The organism is Ochrobactrum sp. PL_is501 (genome assembly GCF_055816895.1).
The window spans coordinates 66,676-83,773 of sequence record NZ_JBVPGR010000030.1; the positions used below are offsets into that span (position 1 = coordinate 66,676).

15 protein-coding genes and 1 other RNA gene are annotated in these 17,098 nt (G+C 59.4%); 9 read left to right on the plus strand and 7 right to left on the minus strand.

The features are described 5' to 3' along the window. Positions 1 to 129: 129 nt before the first annotated feature. The 3 genes from AC0TOF_RS05295 to ffs all read right to left on the minus strand — a co-directional run bounded on the left by AC0TOF_RS05295 (position 130) and on the right by ffs (position 2,497). Positions 130 to 453, minus strand: coding sequence for a YbaB/EbfC family nucleoid-associated protein (locus tag AC0TOF_RS05295; RefSeq protein ID WP_473767450.1), 324 nt, complete (start codon positions 451 to 453; stop codon positions 130 to 132). Positions 454 to 477: 24 nt separating this feature from the next. Beyond that, on the minus strand, positions 478 to 2,295 hold the full coding sequence (locus tag AC0TOF_RS05300) for a DNA polymerase III subunit gamma/tau (RefSeq protein WP_473767451.1): 1,818 nt from the start codon (positions 2,293 to 2,295) through the stop codon (positions 478 to 480). Positions 2,296 to 2,400: 105 nt separating this feature from the next. Then, positions 2,401 to 2,497: signal recognition particle sRNA small type (ffs, locus tag AC0TOF_RS05305), an RNA gene on the minus strand. A gap of 70 nt (positions 2,498 to 2,567) precedes the next feature. On the opposite strand from ffs, the gene AC0TOF_RS05310 reads away from it, so the two are divergent. Together AC0TOF_RS05310 and nudC are read left to right on the plus strand one after the other, a co-directional pair. Next, positions 2,568 to 2,972, plus strand: a complete 405-nt coding sequence (locus AC0TOF_RS05310; protein WP_473767452.1) for an HIT domain-containing protein — start codon at positions 2,568 to 2,570, stop codon at positions 2,970 to 2,972. Positions 2,973 to 3,051: 79 nt separating this feature from the next. After that, a complete protein-coding gene (gene nudC / locus AC0TOF_RS05315) occupies positions 3,052 to 3,999 on the plus strand; it encodes an NAD(+) diphosphatase (protein WP_473767453.1) in 948 nt (315 codons plus the stop codon). Here the strand turns inward: nudC and AC0TOF_RS05320 are convergent, their stop codons facing one another. Next, positions 4,000 to 4,863: a prephenate dehydratase gene (locus AC0TOF_RS05320; protein WP_473767512.1), complete on the minus strand. Its 864-nt coding sequence runs from the start codon at positions 4,861 to 4,863 to the stop codon at positions 4,000 to 4,002. A 39-nt stretch (positions 4,864 to 4,902) separates the two neighbouring features. Continuing rightward, positions 4,903 to 5,652, minus strand: coding sequence for a 3-deoxy-manno-octulosonate cytidylyltransferase (locus tag AC0TOF_RS05325; RefSeq protein WP_121987042.1), 750 nt, complete (start codon positions 5,650 to 5,652; stop codon positions 4,903 to 4,905). 246 nt (positions 5,653 to 5,898) lie between these two features. Here AC0TOF_RS05325 and AC0TOF_RS05330 point away from each other — a divergent pair, with 246 nt between their 5' ends. The 7 genes from AC0TOF_RS05330 (at position 5,899) to AC0TOF_RS05360 (ending at position 15,314) form a co-directional block, all read left to right on the plus strand. Further along, positions 5,899 to 6,543, plus strand: a complete 645-nt coding sequence (locus AC0TOF_RS05330; protein ID WP_122002937.1) for a c-type cytochrome — start codon at positions 5,899 to 5,901, stop codon at positions 6,541 to 6,543. A 146-nt stretch (positions 6,544 to 6,689) separates the two neighbouring features. Beyond that, entirely contained in the window at positions 6,690 to 8,558 is a 1,869-nt protein-coding gene (locus AC0TOF_RS05335; protein ID WP_473767454.1) for an extracellular solute-binding protein, read from the plus strand. 12 nt (positions 8,559 to 8,570) lie between these two features. Beyond that, positions 8,571 to 10,445 carry an extracellular solute-binding protein gene (locus tag AC0TOF_RS05340; protein WP_473767455.1) on the plus strand — a complete coding sequence of 625 codons (1,875 nt, stop codon included), beginning with the start codon at positions 8,571 to 8,573 and terminating at the stop codon, positions 10,443 to 10,445. Between the two features lie 33 nt (positions 10,446 to 10,478). Continuing rightward, a complete protein-coding gene (locus AC0TOF_RS05345) occupies positions 10,479 to 11,576 on the plus strand; it encodes a microcin C ABC transporter permease YejB (protein ID WP_122002934.1) in 1,098 nt (365 codons plus the stop codon). After that, on the plus strand, positions 11,576 to 12,712 hold the full coding sequence (locus AC0TOF_RS05350) for an ABC transporter permease (protein WP_122002933.1): 1,137 nt from the start codon (positions 11,576 to 11,578) through the stop codon (positions 12,710 to 12,712). Before AC0TOF_RS05345 ends, AC0TOF_RS05350 begins: the two co-directional genes overlap by 1 nt. A 23-nt stretch (positions 12,713 to 12,735) precedes the next feature. Then, the gene (locus AC0TOF_RS05355; RefSeq protein ID WP_473767456.1) at positions 12,736 to 14,361 is read left to right on the plus strand and encodes an ABC transporter ATP-binding protein; all 1,626 of its coding nucleotides are present in this window, start codon (positions 12,736 to 12,738) and stop codon (positions 14,359 to 14,361) included. After that, complete coding sequence (locus AC0TOF_RS05360; protein ID WP_473767457.1) at positions 14,358 to 15,314, plus strand: 2-hydroxyacid dehydrogenase; 957 nt, start codon at positions 14,358 to 14,360, stop codon at positions 15,312 to 15,314. The genes AC0TOF_RS05355 and AC0TOF_RS05360 overlap by 4 nt, the downstream gene beginning before the upstream one ends. Before the next feature lie 110 nt (positions 15,315 to 15,424). On the opposite strand, the gene AC0TOF_RS05365 is transcribed toward AC0TOF_RS05360, so the two are convergent. Continuing rightward, a complete protein-coding gene (locus AC0TOF_RS05365) occupies positions 15,425 to 15,841 on the minus strand; it encodes an aconitase X swivel domain-containing protein (protein WP_473767458.1) in 417 nt (138 codons plus the stop codon). Beyond that, the gene (locus AC0TOF_RS05370; protein ID WP_473767459.1) at positions 15,838 to 17,097 is read right to left on the minus strand and encodes an aconitase X; all 1,260 of its coding nucleotides are present in this window, start codon (positions 17,095 to 17,097) and stop codon (positions 15,838 to 15,840) included. The genes AC0TOF_RS05365 and AC0TOF_RS05370 overlap by 4 nt, the downstream gene beginning before the upstream one ends. Position 17,098 lies beyond the last annotated feature (1 nt).

Genomic DNA, 17,098 nt, shown 5'->3' on the forward strand with positions numbered 1-17,098 from the left:
TGTTTTAGGGGAGTAAGGGAGTAGGGGAATAAGGGAGTAGGAAAAAGGATCAAGGGAGTTTGCACCATTGCGGCAGACCGCCAGGCAAACATACTCACCTATTCCCTTATTCCCCTACTCCCCTGAGAATTAAAACGGCAGCTTAAACCCCGGAGGGATCGGCAGGCCGGCGGTGAGCGACTGGGTCTTTTCGGCCATGGCCGCTTCGAGCTTGGCCTTGGCGTCGTTATGTGCCGCGATAATCAGGTCTTCGAGGATTTCCACCTCGTCTTCCTTCATCAGCGACGGGTCGATCTTCAGCGCCGACAGGGTGCCCTTGCCGGAAAGCGTGATCGTCACCAGCCCGCCGCCCGACGAGGCAGAGGCTTCCATATTGGCGATCTCATCCTGCATGGCCTTCATCTTGGCCTGCAATTCCTTCGCCTGCTTCATCATGCCCATCATGTCACGCATGGGTTCACTCCATCATTCCGTAGTTCAGTCGTCTTCAGACGGTGCGTCCGGTGTTTCCGGTATTGCATCGAGGTCGATATCCTCGTCGTCATTCTGTTCCGGCACGGCAATGCGCACGTCCGTGATTTTCGCGCCCGGAAAGGCCGCCAGAATCGCGGCCACATCAGGATCGGCGCGGGCATCAGTCACCAGATTGTCGCGACGCTCGGTTTCAGCCTCGGAAATGGTCTGCCCCGCCACGTCGCGCGCGACGGTGACGATCCAGCGAATGCCGGTCCAGTTGAGGAGGCGCTGCGAAATATCGCTCGGCAGCGATTTCGGCGCATCGTCGGTCAAGCCGATTTCAAGACGCCCCGGCGCAATGGAAGCCAGACGCACACAGCTCTTGACCAGAATCTTGAACTGCATGTCGCGGTGTTTGTCGGCAAGGGCGACAACATCATGCAGGCTGTTGATCGGCACCGAGGGCTGCGGCGTGGACTCGACAGCCGGCTGCGCGGCCTGCACCGGCTGCGCCATTTGTGCCGTGGTTTCCACGATGCGCATGGCCGTGGCTGGCCCGCCGGAAGCGGGAGCCATCGACGATGCGCCAACCGCGTCAGTAGCAAAACGCGCTTCGGGCTGACCGCCGCCATTTGGGCGCGGATTGCCCGGCTGCGGGCGCGGCGCCGAAACCGAACCATTGTCGAGACCGCGGATTGCTTCATCCAGCGTTGGCAGATCGGCGGCATGGGCAAGGCGAATCAGCAGCATTTCCGCCGCCTGAACCGGCCTTGTCGCCGTATCGACTTCGGCAATGCCCTTGAGCAGCATCTGCCATGTCCGCGATAGCACACGCACCGAAAGTTTCTGCGCGAAGTCACGACCGCGCACGCGCTCGTCTTCCGACAGCGACACGTCTTCCGCCACATCAGGCGTGAAACGCAGGCGCGTGACCAGATGGTTGAAATCGGCAAGATCGGTCAGCACGACCGAGGGATCGGCACCGACATCATATTGGGCGCGAAACTCCGTCAGTGCGCCAGAAACATCGCCGCGCATCAGCATTTCGAAGAGATCGATGATACGGGCGCGGTCGGCAAGGCCCAGCATAGAGCGCACGGCTTCCGCCGTGACGCTGCCCGCGCCATGCGCGATGGCCTGATCGAAGATCGACAGCGAATCGCGTGCCGAGCCTTCGCCCGCGCGGGCGATCATGGCGAGCGATGCGTCATCCACCTCGATCTGTTCCGCTTCCGCAATGCGGCGCAGATGTGCGGCAAGCGTGCCCGATTCGATGCGGCGCAGGTCAAAACGCTGGCAGCGCGACAGGACCGTGATCGGCACTTTTCGGATTTCGGTGGTGGCGAAGATGAACTTGACGTGCGGCGGCGGCTCTTCCAGCGTCTTCAGCAGGCCGTTGAAGGCCTGATTGGAGAGCATGTGCACTTCGTCGATGATGTAGACCTTATAGCGCGCCGAAACCGGGCGGTAACGAACCTGCTCGATGATCTCGCGAATATCGTCGATGCCGGTATGCGAGGCGGCGTCCATCTCGATCACGTCGACATGCCGGCCTTCCATGATCGCCTGGCAATGTTCGCCCGGCACGGTAAGCTCGATGGTTGGCTGGTCGATCGTATCGGTCTTGTAATTGAGCGCGCGCGCCAGAATGCGCGCCGTGGTGGTCTTGCCGACCCCGCGAACGCCGGTGAGCATCCATCCTTGAGCAATGCGGCCCGTCTCGAACGCGTTTTTCAGCGTGCGGACCATCGGCTCCTGGCCGATCAGATCATTGAAATTCTGCGGACGGTATTTGCGGGCGAGAACGCGATAGGCGCCATCGGCGGATTTCGTGTCCATGAGCTGCCCTTCCGTTCTTCCTGTCCTACTTTTCTCACGCCAGTTTGAACCGGGCGTATGAGCCCCGTCAACACGGGACAAGAACCGTCAACAATTGAGAAAAGGGTGGGAGGCTGGCACGGCGACCCGTGCCTTGCTCGTTAGGGCTGCTTCCTTCCGGACCTGACCCGGTTGGCGAGTGGCTCGTCCACCACCAACCTCCCGGTCTGCATATCGTCAATCGTTGCGCAAAAAGCAAGCACTGAACGAAAAAAACTGATAGGAATCGGCCTATGGGACAATTTGAACTCGACAAACGGCTCAATGCCGACACTTTCTCTGTCGCCAAGCTCGGCCTGTGCGAGCTTCGGCTGATGAATGACCGGCGCTGGCCATGGCTGATCCTGGTGCCGCGCCGTGCTGATCTCGCCGAAATTCATGACATGACGCCGCTCGACCAGACCATGCTGACCTTCGAGACGGGCATCGTGGCGCAGGCGCTCAAGACCGTGACGGGTTGCCAAAAGATCAATACCGGCGCGCTCGGCAATATTGTGCGGCAGTTGCACCTGCACGTCATCGCCCGCAATGAAGGAGACGCAGGCTGGCCCGGCCCCGTCTGGGGTTTTGGCACACGCGAAACCTATGACGAAAAAGACGCCGAAAAATTCATCGCCGACATTCGCGCGGCGCTTTAGTTTGTTTTCACGCGCATCCCGAAAACCGTTTCACACTTTTCGGGATGCGCTTTAACTCCCCCACGAGTCCGAGACAATCATGGCTTTCCGTCTTTATGACCTGCCGGAAATCGAGCCGAGCCGATCTGTCGGCTTTGCCGGCAACCGGATCGACCGCCAATCCGAAAAGCGGCAGGATGATTCTGCCTTCACGGCGCTGGAACTTCCCGAGACGCGAATCATGCTCCTGGGCGGCAACAGGCTGCTGCTCGACTATGCCGATGAGAAAGCGCCCCGCGCCTTGTTCCGTCTCGGCGAAGCAAAGGAATTTGCGCCAGATCTGCAAGAGCCGATCCTGCTCGGCCTTCAGGACGGCGTACCGCTTGTCGCGCTGACGACGCCGCTCGAGCCGGAAGCAGTGGAAGCGCCTTTCCGGCTGCAGGATTATCGCAGCGTCTATACCGAGGGACTGGTGTCAGCCGACCTGCTCGGCGCGCTGGCGCAAGCCGCCGCACTCACCGCATGGCACGCCAATCACCGCTACTGCGGACGCTGCGGCGCGAAAACGGAAATGCGCGCCGGTGGCGCCAAGCGGCAATGCCCGAATTGCGGCGCGGAGCATTTTCCGCGTACCGATCCGGTGGCGATCATGCTGCCGGTGCGCGGCGAAAAATGCATTCTGGCCCGCGGGCCGCATTTCGCGCCCGGCTCCTATTCCTGTCTTGCGGGCTTTATCGAGCATGGCGAAACGATCGAGGCTGCCGTGCGCCGCGAAAGTGTCGAGGAAATGGGACTGGCAATCGGCCGTGTCGCCTATCACGCGAGCCAGCCCTGGCCGTTCCCCTATTCGCTGATGATCGGCTGCCATGCCGAGGTTTTGAGCGACGATTTCACCATCGACCGCTCGGAGCTGGAAGACGGCCGCTGGTTCTCGAAGGCGGAAGTGCGCACCATGCTGGAAGGCACGCATGAAAACGGGCTGCGGGTGCCGCCATCCGGCGCCATCGCAACCCATTTGATCAAGGCCTGGGTCTACGACCCAAGCTAATTATTCGGCGGCAAGCAGCTGCGTGCCGCGAATGTCGCTGCCCTTATAAACGCCGAGGATGCGGACTTCCTTGGTGAAGAAGCGCAGTTCTTCCAGCGCAAGCTTCAGATTGGCATCTTCCGGATGCCCTTCGACATCGGCATAGAACTGCGTAGCGATGAAACGCCCGCCGATCTGATAGCTTTCGAGCTTGGTCATGTTGATGCCATTGGTGGCGAAACCGCCCAGCGCCTTGTAGAGCGCTGCCGGGACGTTGCGCACGCGAAAGACAAAAGTCGTCACGATGCGCTCGCCGTTTTCGGGACGCGGCGCCCATTGGCTGTTCTTGGACAGGACCACGAAGCGGGTCACATTGTCTTCCGAATCCTCGACATTTTCTTCCAGAATTTCGAGACCGTAGAGATCGGCGGCAAGACGCGGCGCGAGCGCTGCCATGGAACGGTCCTTCATATCGGCGACGAGGCGCGCGGCCCCTGCCGTATCGCCCGCGATGACACCCTTCCAGCCATTCTGGCGGATGACGTTGCGGCATTGGCCAAGCGCGTGGACATGGCTGTGAACGGTCTTGATTTCCTCGCGCTTGACGCCCGGAAGCACCATCAACTGGAAGTGGATCGGCAGGAAATATTCGCCGACGATATGCATGTCGGCCAGCGGCAACAGATAATGAATATCGGCGACGCGACCGGCCAGCGTGTTTTCGATCGGGATCATGGCGAGGTCGGCGGCGCCGGTTTCAACCGCGTTGAAGGCATCCTCGAAAGTTGGGCACGGCAAAGGCTCCATGTCGGGAAACATGTTGCGGCACGCCGTATCGGAATTTGCGCCCGCTTCACCCTGGAAGGAAATCCTGTTGGTTTTCATCGTATCCATGCTTTCTCAATTGCCGCCAAACGACGGTGGTCAGATACCCTTTGCGACAAGAAGGCGCGCACGGTCAAGATCGGCCTGCGTGTCAACGCCAAGCGGCACCGTCTTCACCAGTTCCACATCGATGCGCATTCCAGCTTCGAGCGCCCGCAATTGCTCCAGTTTCTCGCGCTTTTCCAGCGGCGATGGCCCGAGCTTCACAAAGCGCTCCAGCGCCGAGCGGCGATAGGCGTAAAGGCCGATATGGTGATAGAGCGGACCTTCGCCATAGGGCGCGGTTGCGCGAGTGAAATAGAGCGCGCGCAGGCGGCTGTTGCCTGCCAGCGGCGAGCCGACGATCTTCACCACGCTCGGATTGGTCTTTTCCGATTCTTCCTCGATTTCGACGCCGAGCGTCGCAATGTCGGCAGGTCCGTCTTCCAGCGGCAGAAGCGCGCGCCGGATGATGTCGGGATCAATGGTCGGCAGATCGCCCTGAACGTTCACCACCGCATCGACCTCACCCGCCGGATCGACTTTCAAAAGCGCTTCGTAGATGCGGTCGGAACCGGATTCGTGATCCTCGCGCGTCATGATGGCTTCATGGCCGTGCGCGGTCACGACCGAAAAAATCTCCTCGCTGTCGGTTGCAACCACCGTCCGGCCCAGCTTTGCAGCCGCGGCACGATCAGCCACATGGACGATCATCGGCTTGCCGCAAATATCGGCAAGCGGCTTGTTCGGCAGGCGCGTGGAAGCCATCCGTGCGGGAATCAGCGTGAGGGTCTTTAAGGTCTGCAACATGATGGCCTCTTGAGAAGAATAAGGTCGCGAACGCCTTGTAACGCGCTTTGCCGGAGCTGGAAATGCATCAAAAGTGTCAAAAAGTCACGGGTCCGGTCACCCTTATAGGTGTTGCATCGCCCTGGCAAAAGACCTAGTTTCCGCCCGATGCCGGGGAGAGAATTGCGACCTTTATTAAAGGCTTGCATGCCGGCTAGGAGAGCGTTCTCGGGGAGAGCGTTTTGGTAGAGGGAGCGCTGACCGGCGATGAATTCAACCCGGACTAACAAGTTTATCATGGCTTTTCTGGCAACGGTGTTCGTTGTCATGACGACGGGCATCCTGTCCGATTCGCTGTTTCATTCGCCTGTGCCTGAAAAGCCGGGCTTTGCCATCGAAGCGGCGGAAGCCTCGACTGGCGAAGGGGGCGCTGCACCGGCCAAGGAAGAAGTTTCCATTGCGACGCTGCTGCAGTCTGCCGATCCGGCGCGCGGTGAAACCGTGTTCAAGCGTTGCGCTGCATGCCATACCGGTGAAAAGGGTGGCGCCAACAAGGTCGGTCCGCATCTGTGGGATGTCGTGAACCGCCCGGCTGCCTCCGTTGAAGGTTTTGGCTATTCGGCTGCGATGAAGGAATTCGGCGCTGCTGGCAACAAGTGGGACTTTGAGCATCTCAACAAGTTCCTGACCTCGCCGAAGGGCTTCATCAAGGGCACGGCCATGGGCTTTGCCGGCGACAAGAAAGACAATGAGCGCGCCGATCTGATCGCTTATCTGCGCACGCTGTCCGACAATCCGGCTCCGCTGCCGGCCGCTGATGCGGCGCCTGCTGAAGGTGGCGATGCAAAGCCGGCCGAAGGCGCACCGGCAGGCGGCGAACAGAAGCCTGCGGAACCGGCACCGGCGAATTAAGCCGACGACACACAATGACGATCAAAGCCCGGCTCGCCGGGCTTTTTTCTTGCTCCCATCAAATTTATTGCCCGCATGCCTTTCTTCCTCCGCAAAATCCCATAAGACTTCTCCTAATATATCCGAAACAGGAACGGAGAGGCTGGATGAGAGCTTTTTGGGCGGGTGCGTTCGCGGTGGCCATGCTTGCGAGCACGGTTTCAATGGTTCGCGCAAATGATGCGGAACCCCAATGGCGATATTCTTCCAGCCTGCTTGGCGAGCCCAAATATCCAGCCGATTTCAAGCATTACGACTATGTGAACCCGGATGCGCCGAAGGGCGGCACGCTGAACATGGTTGCCGTCGGCACCTTCGACAGCCTCAATCCATTCGTGGTGCAAGGGGTTCCTGCCGCAGGCCTGTCGGACTTCGGCGGCGGGATGCTTTACGATACGCTGATGACGGATTCGGTCGATCAGGCCTCGACCCAATATCCTGTGATCGCCGAGGCCCTGCAATATCCCGACGATTTTTCCTGGGTGAAGTTCAAGCTCAATCCGAACGCCAAATGGCATGACGGACAGCCAATCACCGTCGATGACGTGATCTGGTCGTTTGATGTGCTGAAGAAGCAGTCGCCGCTATACAACAAATATTATGGCGACGTGGAGAAGGCGGAAAAGACCGGCGAACATGAGGTGAAATTCACCTTCAGCCAAAAGGGCAACCGCGAATTGCCGCAGATCATGGGGCAGCTTGCCGTTCTGCCCAAGCACTGGTGGGAGGGCAAGGACGCGCAGGGCAGGCAGCGCGACATCACCCGCCCGACGCTCGAAATCCCGCTTGGCTCCGCCGCCTACAAGATCGAGAGCGTGACGCCCGGACGCTCCATCACCTGGGCGCGCGTCGATGATTACTGGGGCAAGGATTTGGCCGTCAATGTCGGGCGCAACAATTTCGACCGCCTGCGTTATGAATATTATTTCAACGAGGATGCGACCTGGGAAGCCTTCAAGAAGGGCGGTCAATATGATTATCGTCTGGAAAACCGCGCGCAACGCTGGGCCGAGCAGTATAATTTCCCCGCCGTGCAACGCGGCGATGTCATAAAGACGTCGTTCCCCTACCAAGCGGTCGGGCGCATGCAGGGTTATTTCCTCAATATGCGCCGCGACAAGTTCAAGGACCCGAAGGTGCGTCAGGCGCTGACCTACGCCTTCGACTTCGAATCGATGAACCGCCTGCTGTTCTTCAACCAGTACAAGCGCATCAACAGCTATTTTGCAGGCAATGAACTGGAACTGAGCGGCCCGCCGACGCCCGCAGAACAGGCCATTCTGGAAACGGTGAAGGATTCGCTTCCTGCCGATGCGCTGACCAAGGAATTCAAGCTGCCGCTCTATGACACGCCGCAGGCGACGCGGGAAAACCTGCGCACCGCGCTGAAACTCTTTTCGGAAGCAGGCTGGACATTGCAGGGCAACAAGCTCGTCGACGCCAAGGGCAATCCATTCACCATCGAGTTTCTCGGCAAGGACCCGACAGACGAGCGCATCTACAATCCATTCGCGGCAAGCCTGCGCAAGATCGGCATCAACGCCACCGTGCGTATCGTCGATACGGCGCAATTTCAGGCACGCGTCAATGATTTCGACTATGACGTGATTACTTCCGTCATCCCGCAGACGGCTTCACCGGGCAATGAGCAGCGCGACATGTGGGGCTCCAAGGCCGCCGACTTCAAGGGCAGCCGCAACTATGCGGGTATCCAGAACCCCGCCATCGACAAGCTGATCGACCGCGTCATCTATGCCAAGGACCGCGATGAGCTGGTCGCCTCCTCCCATGCGCTCGACCGCACGCTTCTGTGGAACTATTACGTCATTCCGCAATGGTATTCCGACAAGATCAATGTGGCTTACTGGAATAAATTCGGAATGCCTGAAAAGCAGCCCGACTATGTTGGGATTGACCCGTTCTCCTGGTGGATAGACCCTGCAAAGGAAGCCAAGCTCAAAACCGGCAGTGAATGAGGGCCGACGAGAATGACAATCCTTCGCATGAACCGCCGCCATTTTCTGGGGCTTTCTGGAAGTGCTGCTTTTGCGGCCTTCCTGCCACCGAGGGCCTTTGCCGACATACCGACGGGCAAGGCGCTGCACGGACTTTCGGCTTTCGGTGACCTGAAATACGGTCCCGATTTTCAGCATTTCGACTATGCCAGCCCCGAAGCGCCGAAAGGCGGCACATTCAACTTCGCGCCGTCGACCTGGGTCTGGAACCAGAATACCGACACGTTCAACACGCTCAACACTTTCACCTTCCAGGGCGACGCGCCGCCGCGCATGGAGCTGACCTTCGATACGCTGATGGCTCCAGCGCTGGACGAACCCGATTCAGTCTATGGCCTGATTGCGGAAAGTGCGACACTTTCCAAAGACCGCCGCAGTTGCACTTTCAAGCTTCGCAAGGAAGCACGCTTTCACGATGGCTCGCCGATCGAGGCGAAGGACGTGGCGTTCACCTATACGACCATCAAACAGAAAGGCCATCCGAACCTGCGCCAATATCTGGCAGGCGTGGAAAAGGTTGAGGCTACCGGCAAACGCGAAGTGCGCATGCGTATCGGCGAGGGGCGCGGCGCGAACGCCCTTCTCGATGCCGTGCTGGTGCCGATCCTGCCGGAAAGCTGGTTCAAGGACCGTGATTTCGAAGCCACGACCATGGAGCCGGTGCTCGGTTCTGGCGCCTATAAGGTCGGCAATTTCGCCGCCGGTCAGTTCATCGAATATGATCGCGTCGAAGATTATTGGGCGAAGGACCTGCCGGTCCGGAAAGGCTTCAGCCATTTCGACCGCATTCGCATCGAATTTTTCCGCGATCGCCAGCCGCAGTTCGAAGCCTTCAAGAAGGGCAGCATCGATTATCGCGAGGAGCTTGCTTCCAAGAACTGGGCGACGGCCTATGATTTCCCGGCCATCCAGCAGGGAAAGGTCATCAAGCGTACCTTTTCGAAAGAAAAGCTGCCGCTGATGCAGGCCTGGGCGCTGAACCAGCGTCGTGAACGTTTTCGCGATCCGCGTGTGCGCGAGGCAATTGCGCTCTGCTTCGACTTCGAATGGACCAACGAGCATCTGTTCTACAATATCTATACCCGTGCGCAGTCCTGCTTTCAGGGATCGGATTTTCAGGCAAGCGGCCTGCCGACGCCCGATGAGCTGAAAGTGCTGGAACGCTATCGCGGCAAGCTGCCCGACGCCATTTTCGGCGAAGCCCTACTGATGCCGGTATCGGATGGATCGGGACGCGACCGGAAACAGTTCGCAGAGGCCATCAAGTTGCTGGAGGAAGCCGGTTTCGAGCGCAAGAACGGCCAGTTCCACGACAAGGATGGATCGAAATTCGCGCTCGAAATCCTGAACAATTCGGAGGGTTTCTCCCGCATATACAACCCCTATGTGCAGAAACTTCGCGCCATAGGCATTGATGCGAGCCACCGGCTTGTCGATGCCAGCCAGTACCAGGCACTGATGCGGGATTTCCAGTTCGACATGGTGGGTCGGGGGCTACAGTTCAGCCCGACACCGACCCAGGAATCGCTTGCCGGCACATTTGGTTCCGAATCGGCCAGAATGCCGGGCAGCTACAACCTTCCCGGCACGGAAGATCCGTTGATCGACGCGCTGATTGCGGATATCGGCGCAGCTTCGACGCGTGAAGAACTCGTCGCCACGATGCGTGTGCTCGATCGGTACTTGCGTATCCGGCGCGACTGGATTCCAAATTGGCTAGGAGCGAATCATCGCGTGGCCTATTGGGACCGGTTCGGTTTCAAGGAGCCGAAGCCGGATTACGGCTTCCCTGTCGAGACCCTGTGGTGGATTGATAAAGAAAAGGCAGAAGCTGTTGGCAAGCCATAAGACTGATCTGAACCTGCGGAGAAAAACCGGCTGATGGGCGCTTATATTCTCCGCCGTCTGCTTCTGATGATTCCGACGATTTTCGGCATCATGGCCATTTCCTTCGCCGTCGTTCAGTTCGCCCCCGGCGGTCCGGTCGAGCGGGTAATCGCGCAGTTGTCCGGTCAGGGCGGCGATGCTCTCGACCGCCTGTCCGGCGGTGGCGGCGATTTTGGACAAAGTGCCGTCGATAGCGGCTCGGTCAATTCCAAATATCGCGGCGCACAGGGGCTGGACCCGCAATTCATCGCCGATCTGGAAAAACAGTTCGGTTTCGACAAGCCCCCGCTGGAACGTTTCGGCCAGATGCTGTGGAACTATCTGCGTTTCGATTTCGGGCGCAGCTATTTCCGCGATATCAGCGTGATCGATCTCATCAAGGAAAAAATGCCGGTTTCGATCTCGCTCGGCCTGTGGCTGACCTTTCTGTCCTACATGATCTCCATACCGCTCGGCATTCGCAAGGCGATCAAGGACGGCTCGCGCTTCGACACCTGGACCAGCGCCGTCATCATCGTCGGCTATGCTATCCCAAGCTTTCTGTTCGCCATCCTGCTGATTGTGCTTTTCGCGGGCGGCTCGTTTTTCGACTGGTTCCCGCTGCGCGGCCTCACTTCGCCCGATTTCGCGCAGATGTCGTTCTGGGGCAAGATCGGCGACTATCTGTGGCACATGGTTCTGCCGGTGACAGCACTCGTGCTGTCCGCCTTCGCGACGACCACGCTTCTGACCAAGAATTCGTTTCTGGAGGAAATCCGCAAGCAATATGTGACGACCGCCCGCGCCAAGGGGCTGACCGAGAATCAGGTTCTCTATGGTCACGTCTTCCGCAACGCGATGCTGATCGTGATCGCCGGTTTTCCGGGTGCCTTCATTTCGGCTTTCTTCACCGGCTCGCTTCTGATCGAAACCATCTTCTCGCTCGACGGGCTTGGCCTCCTTGGCTACCAGTCGGTCATCAACCGCGATTATCCGGTGGTCTTCGCCAATCTCTTCATCTTCTCGCTGATCGGCCTGCTGGTCGGCCTCCTGTCCGACCTCACCTATACATGGATCGATCCGCGCATCGATTTTGACCGGAGGGACGTGTGATGACCGACACCACCCTCGCCACCGCAAAGCCGGTAAAACGTCCGTTTCTGTCGCCGCTCAACAAGCGCCGCTGGCAGAATTTCAAGGCAAACAAGCGCGGTTACTGGTCGCTGTGGATTTTCCTGTTCCTGCTAGTCGCAGCCCTTTGTTCCGAATTCATCGCCAATGACCGGCCTATCCTCGTTTCCTACAAGGGGGAGTTGCTGGCCCCAGTCTTTGTCGATTACCCGGAAGAAAAATTCGGCGGCTTTTATGCCGTCACCGACTATCGCGATCCGGTGATACAGGACGAGATCAACAATAATGGCTGGGCCATCTGGCCGCCGATCCGCTATTCCTACAACACCGTGAACAGCGAGATACCAGAAGCGGCCCCGTCGAAGCCATTCTGGCTTTACTCGCCGGAAGAGCGCTGTCAGCGCTACAGCCAAGGCGTGAGTGATCCCAACTGCCGCTTCGGCAATTTCAACCTGCTCGGCACCGACGATCAGGCGCGCGACGTCTTTGCGCGCGCGCTCTACGGTTTCCGCATTTCGGTGCTGTTCGGCCTGATCCTCACCTTCTTCTCGGCAATAATCGGCGTGACGGCGGGCGCAGTGCAGGGCTATTTCGGCGGCTGGGTTGATCTTCTGTTCCAGCGTTTCATCGAAATCTGGTCCTCGATCCCGGTTCTCTACCTGTTGCTGATTATCGCGGCGATATTGCCGCCCGGCTTCTGGGTGCTGCTCGGCATCATGCTTCTGTTCTCATGGGTGGCCTTCGTCGGCGTCGTGCGCGCTGAGTTTTTGCGGGCGCGAAATTTTGAATATGTGAATGCGGCGCGCGCGCTCGGCGTGAAGAACGGCACCATCATGTGGCGGCATCTGTTGCCCAACGCCATGGTTGCGACACTGACCTTCCTGCCTTTCATCCTCAACGGCTCGATCACCACGCTCACCTCGCTCGACTTCCTCGGCTTCGGCCTGCCGCCCGGTTCGGCTTCGCTGGGCGAACTTCTTGCCCAGGGCAAGAACAACCTTCAGGCGCCGTGGCTCGGCATTACCGGCTTCGTCGTCATCTCGCTGATGCTGTCGCTTCTGATCTTCATCGGGGAGGCAACACGCGACGCCTTCGATCCGCGAAAGGCATTTCAATGAGTGGGCCAATGAGTGGCGGATCAATGAACAATCCTCTCCTGTCCGTCCGCGATCTGTCGGTTGCCTTCCGCCAGAATGGCGAGGAACGCATTTCCGTAGACCGCATATCCTTCGATATCGCCGAAGGCGAAACGGTAGCTCTCGTCGGCGAATCGGGTTCGGGCAAATCCGTCTCAGCCCTGTCGATCCTGAAACTGCTGCCCTACCCTTCCGCCAGCCATCCTTCCGGGGAAATTCTTTTCAACGGCAAGGATCTGATGAAGGCTTCGGAACCGGAACTGCGCCGCGTGCGCGGCAACGACATCACGATGATCTTTCAGGAGCCGATGACCTCGCTCAATCCCCTGCACAGCGTGGAGCGGCAGATTGGCGAAATCCTGAAAATGCACCAAGGCATGGGCGACGCCCAGGCACGGGCACGCACACTTGAACTTCTGCACGAAGTCGGCATTCGCGAACCGGAAAAGCGCCTTTCGGCTTTCCCGCACCAGCTTTCCGGCGGACAGCGCCAGCGCGTCATGATCGCGATGGCCTTGGCCAACAAGCCGAAACTGCTGATTGCCGACGAGCCGACCACCGCGCTCGACGTTACCGTGCAGGCGCAGATATTGAAGCTGCTTGCCGAACTGAAAGCTGCGCAAGGCATGTCGATGCTGTTCATCACCCACGATCTCGGCATCGTGCGCAAGATCGCCGACAAGGTCTGCGTGATGAGCAAGGGCAAGATCGTCGAGGCCGGTTCGACGCAGGACATTTTTGAGAACCCGCAGCACGCCTACACCAAGCACCTGCTTGCCGCCGAACCGAAAGGCGAACCGCCTGCTGCCGATCCCGCCGCGAAAACGGTGATGGAAGGCAAGGACATCCGCGTCTGGTTCCCGATCAAGAAAGGTTTCCTGCGCAAGACCGTCGACCATGTGAAGGCGGTAGACGGCATCGACGTGACCTTGCGCGCCGGACAGACGCTCGGCGTGGTCGGCGAATCGGGTTCCGGCAAGACGACGCTTGGTCTGGCGCTTTCGCGCATGATCTCATCCAAGGGCGAGATCAATTTCGACGGTCGCGACATCGCCAAATTCAGCTTCAAGGACATGCGCCCGCTGCGCCGGGAAATGCAGATCGTGTTTCAGGACCCGTTCGGCTCGCTGTCGCCGCGCATGACCATCGCCGACATCATCGCCGAAGGGCTTCTGGTGCACGAGCCGAAACTTTCCGGAGACGACCGCGATGCGCGTGTCGTTGCGGCTTTGAAGGAAGTGAACCTCGATCCTGAAACCCGCTTCCGCTATCCGCATGAGTTTTCCGGCGGCCAGCGCCAGCGCATCGCCATTGCACGCGCTCTTGCGCTGAACCCGAAATTCGTCATGCTGGACGAGCCGACCTCGGCGCTGGACATGAGCGTGCAGGCGCAGGTTGTCGATCTGTTGCGCGCATTGCAGAAGAAGCACGATCTTGCCTATCTTTTCATCAGCCACGATCTGAAAGTGGTGCGGGCACTGGCCAATGATGTGCTGGTGATGCGCAACGGCAAGGCAGTCGAATATGGCGCGGCAAAGGATGTTTTTGCCAATCCGCAGACCGATTATACCAAGGCGTTGATGGCTGCCGCTTTCCACATGGAAGCAACACAGGGAGGGGTAAAACAATGAGCGAAACCAAGGGCAATATTCTTCTCGCGATCACCGACTGGGACCCGGAAATCTGGCTGAAGACGTTTCGGGATCACGCGCCAGACCGTCCGGTAGTGACGGATCGTGCGGAAAACGACCCCTCCATCAAATATGCGTTGGTGTGGAAGCAGAAGCCGGGCTCACTTGAGAAGCTGCCTAATCTGAAAGTCATCTTTTCGCTGGGTGCGGGCGTCGATCACGTCTTCCGCGATGACCGGATTCCCGATGTGCCATTGGTGCGCATCATCTCTGACGATCTCACCATGCGCATGACGGAATATGTCGTCTGGCAGGTGCTGGACCACCACCGTCTCGGACAGCGCTATCGCAAGCAGCAGCAGAATCATGTCTGGCACGAAGATCGCCGCCAGCCCGCCGCGCATGAAGTGACAGTCGGCATCATGGGCCTCGGCGTATTGGGTCGCGATGCGGCGGAAAAGCTGAAAACGCTTGGCTTCAACGTGACCGGCTGGAGCCGTCGTCCGCAGGAGATCGATGGCGTACAGACCTATCACGGCAAGGACGGCTTTGGGAAATTCCTCAAGACGCCGGATATCTTCGTCTGCCTGCTGCCGCTGACGCCGGACACGAAGGGTATCCTCTCCATGTCGATGTTCGCGCAATTGAAGAGTGACGGGCCGCTCGGCGCGCCGGTGCTGATCAATGCCGGGCGCGGCGGATTGCAGAATGAGGCGGATATACTGGCCGCGCTCGATCGCGGTCTTCTGTCGGCAGCGTCGCTCGATGTGTTCACGCAGGAACCGCTGCCAACCGGCAGCCCGCTTTGGGACCATCCGCGCGTGACGATCACGCCGCATGCGGCGGCAAGCTCATCGGCGACCGCTCTTGTGCCGCAGATCATCCGCCAGATCGAAGCTTTTGAGCGCGACGGGACGCTGGAACACGTCGTGGATCGCAACACGCAATATTAGAGCCGCCTATGCGGTCTCTTTTCCCTCGCCCTGAGGAGCCTCCTGAGTTTGTCGAAAGGAGGCGTCTCGAAGGGCGAGGGGAAGCGTGGCGACAGCGACAATACACTAGTTTAAGCAGCGATCCGGATAATCCCATCCTCGCCGACCGTCACCCGATGGCCGGCGAGTTGCTTTTGCGCCTCACGATCAAGCTCAATGGCAATCGGCACACAATGCCCCATTTCACGGGCAACGATCAGGCCGAGCAGCAGGATCGCATCCGGCTCATGCAGGACAATGGCCGCAGGCGCATGGCCGCTATGGACAAGCTCCAGAAGCACCGCCGCCGCCGATGACGACCCGATGGTTCCCGGCAGGCACAGCACGCGCCCGGCGATGCTCTGTCCATGCTCGGGATGGCGCACATCGGCAATGCGACCGCTCTTGGGATCGACGCCGCCCCAGAAACTGATCGGTGCGGACAAGACCAGCGCCTCCGCCTCCGCGCCTTTTCCGACAACAAGGATCGTGGTTTCGAGCCTGCTCATGCCGCTTGCCCTTCAAAAATGGGACGCCCTGTGACCGCACTTTCCACGCATTCCTCCAGCGAGCCATAAAGCACCCCATAGCCGGTGTTGCCGGGTGCATAATGGGCGAACTTGCCGGAATTGGTCATCAGGACGGCATCATTCTTAGCTGGCAAAATAGGCGTTACCACCACGCATGTATCGGCGACGATGACGACGCCCGCTTTCTCCAGCGCCTGCCTGCGCCCGCCCTTTTCCAGTTCAGCCAGCGCATGGCGCCCGGTGCAGGCATAAAGCGGCACGGCAAGCTTGCGTTCCGCGATGGCGCGCTCCAGGCGGTCAAATTCCGCTATCGAAAGATGCGGGCTGCCGATGGCGACCGCATCGATATGATCCACCCGTTCGACCGTCGAAAGCCGCTTGCGCGTCATCTCGATCATGTCTCGCGTGACCCGAATGACACCTTCCGGCTCCTGATGCTGCAAGGCCGTTTCAAGATCGGGCGCTTCCGGCGTCACGCCCGCGATATGGAACAGGCCGACGGCACCAACCGACGCCGACGCCGCACCGAAAGCCTTGAGATCGTCCTCATCGGGATGGACAGGACTGCCAGCGACGACACCGATATTCGTGCCCACGCTGCGCCCGAACAGATTGCCGAGAATGGGCCAGGCCACTTCGGAGCGTAGGAAGGCGGGGTCAATGGCGGAAATATCGAGCACCACCGTAGCGCGGCGGTTTTCCGGGCGGTGCAGGCCATAATCCGGCGCGCGGCCTGCAATGGCGCAGGCGATATCGAGAAAATCGCCATAGCGATTGGTGCGCGCGCCCAGAACCGAATTGCAGAAGACGACTGCATTGGATTCGCCCCAAGCCACATCCGTGCCCTTCTCCGGGCGATGTCCCGCCTGATAGGGGGCGCAGGTCCATGTCGGTTCGCAGCCGAGCTTGATATAGGCGCGCATCATGCGCCTGGCCATATCCGCCTCGTGAGCCGGCAAATTATTTCGCGAACAGCCGGTCAAATCGATGGAACCGACATTGAGCGTGGAGCGCACCTTCACCTTCGCGCCGCCCTCTACCAGCTTCTCTGCAAAAAGCGTTCCGCTGTCGCCATGATAAAGCGCGCCATCGATATGGGCGGATGCGACTGGAATGAGATGCGGAGCGCCCATCAATCGTGCCGTGTCGGCCACGATGCGCATGGCGATCGCAGCGCCTTCGCCCTGTTCCCCGGCAGCGATGGAACGCTCTTCATCGGTTAATGTCAGCGCCATG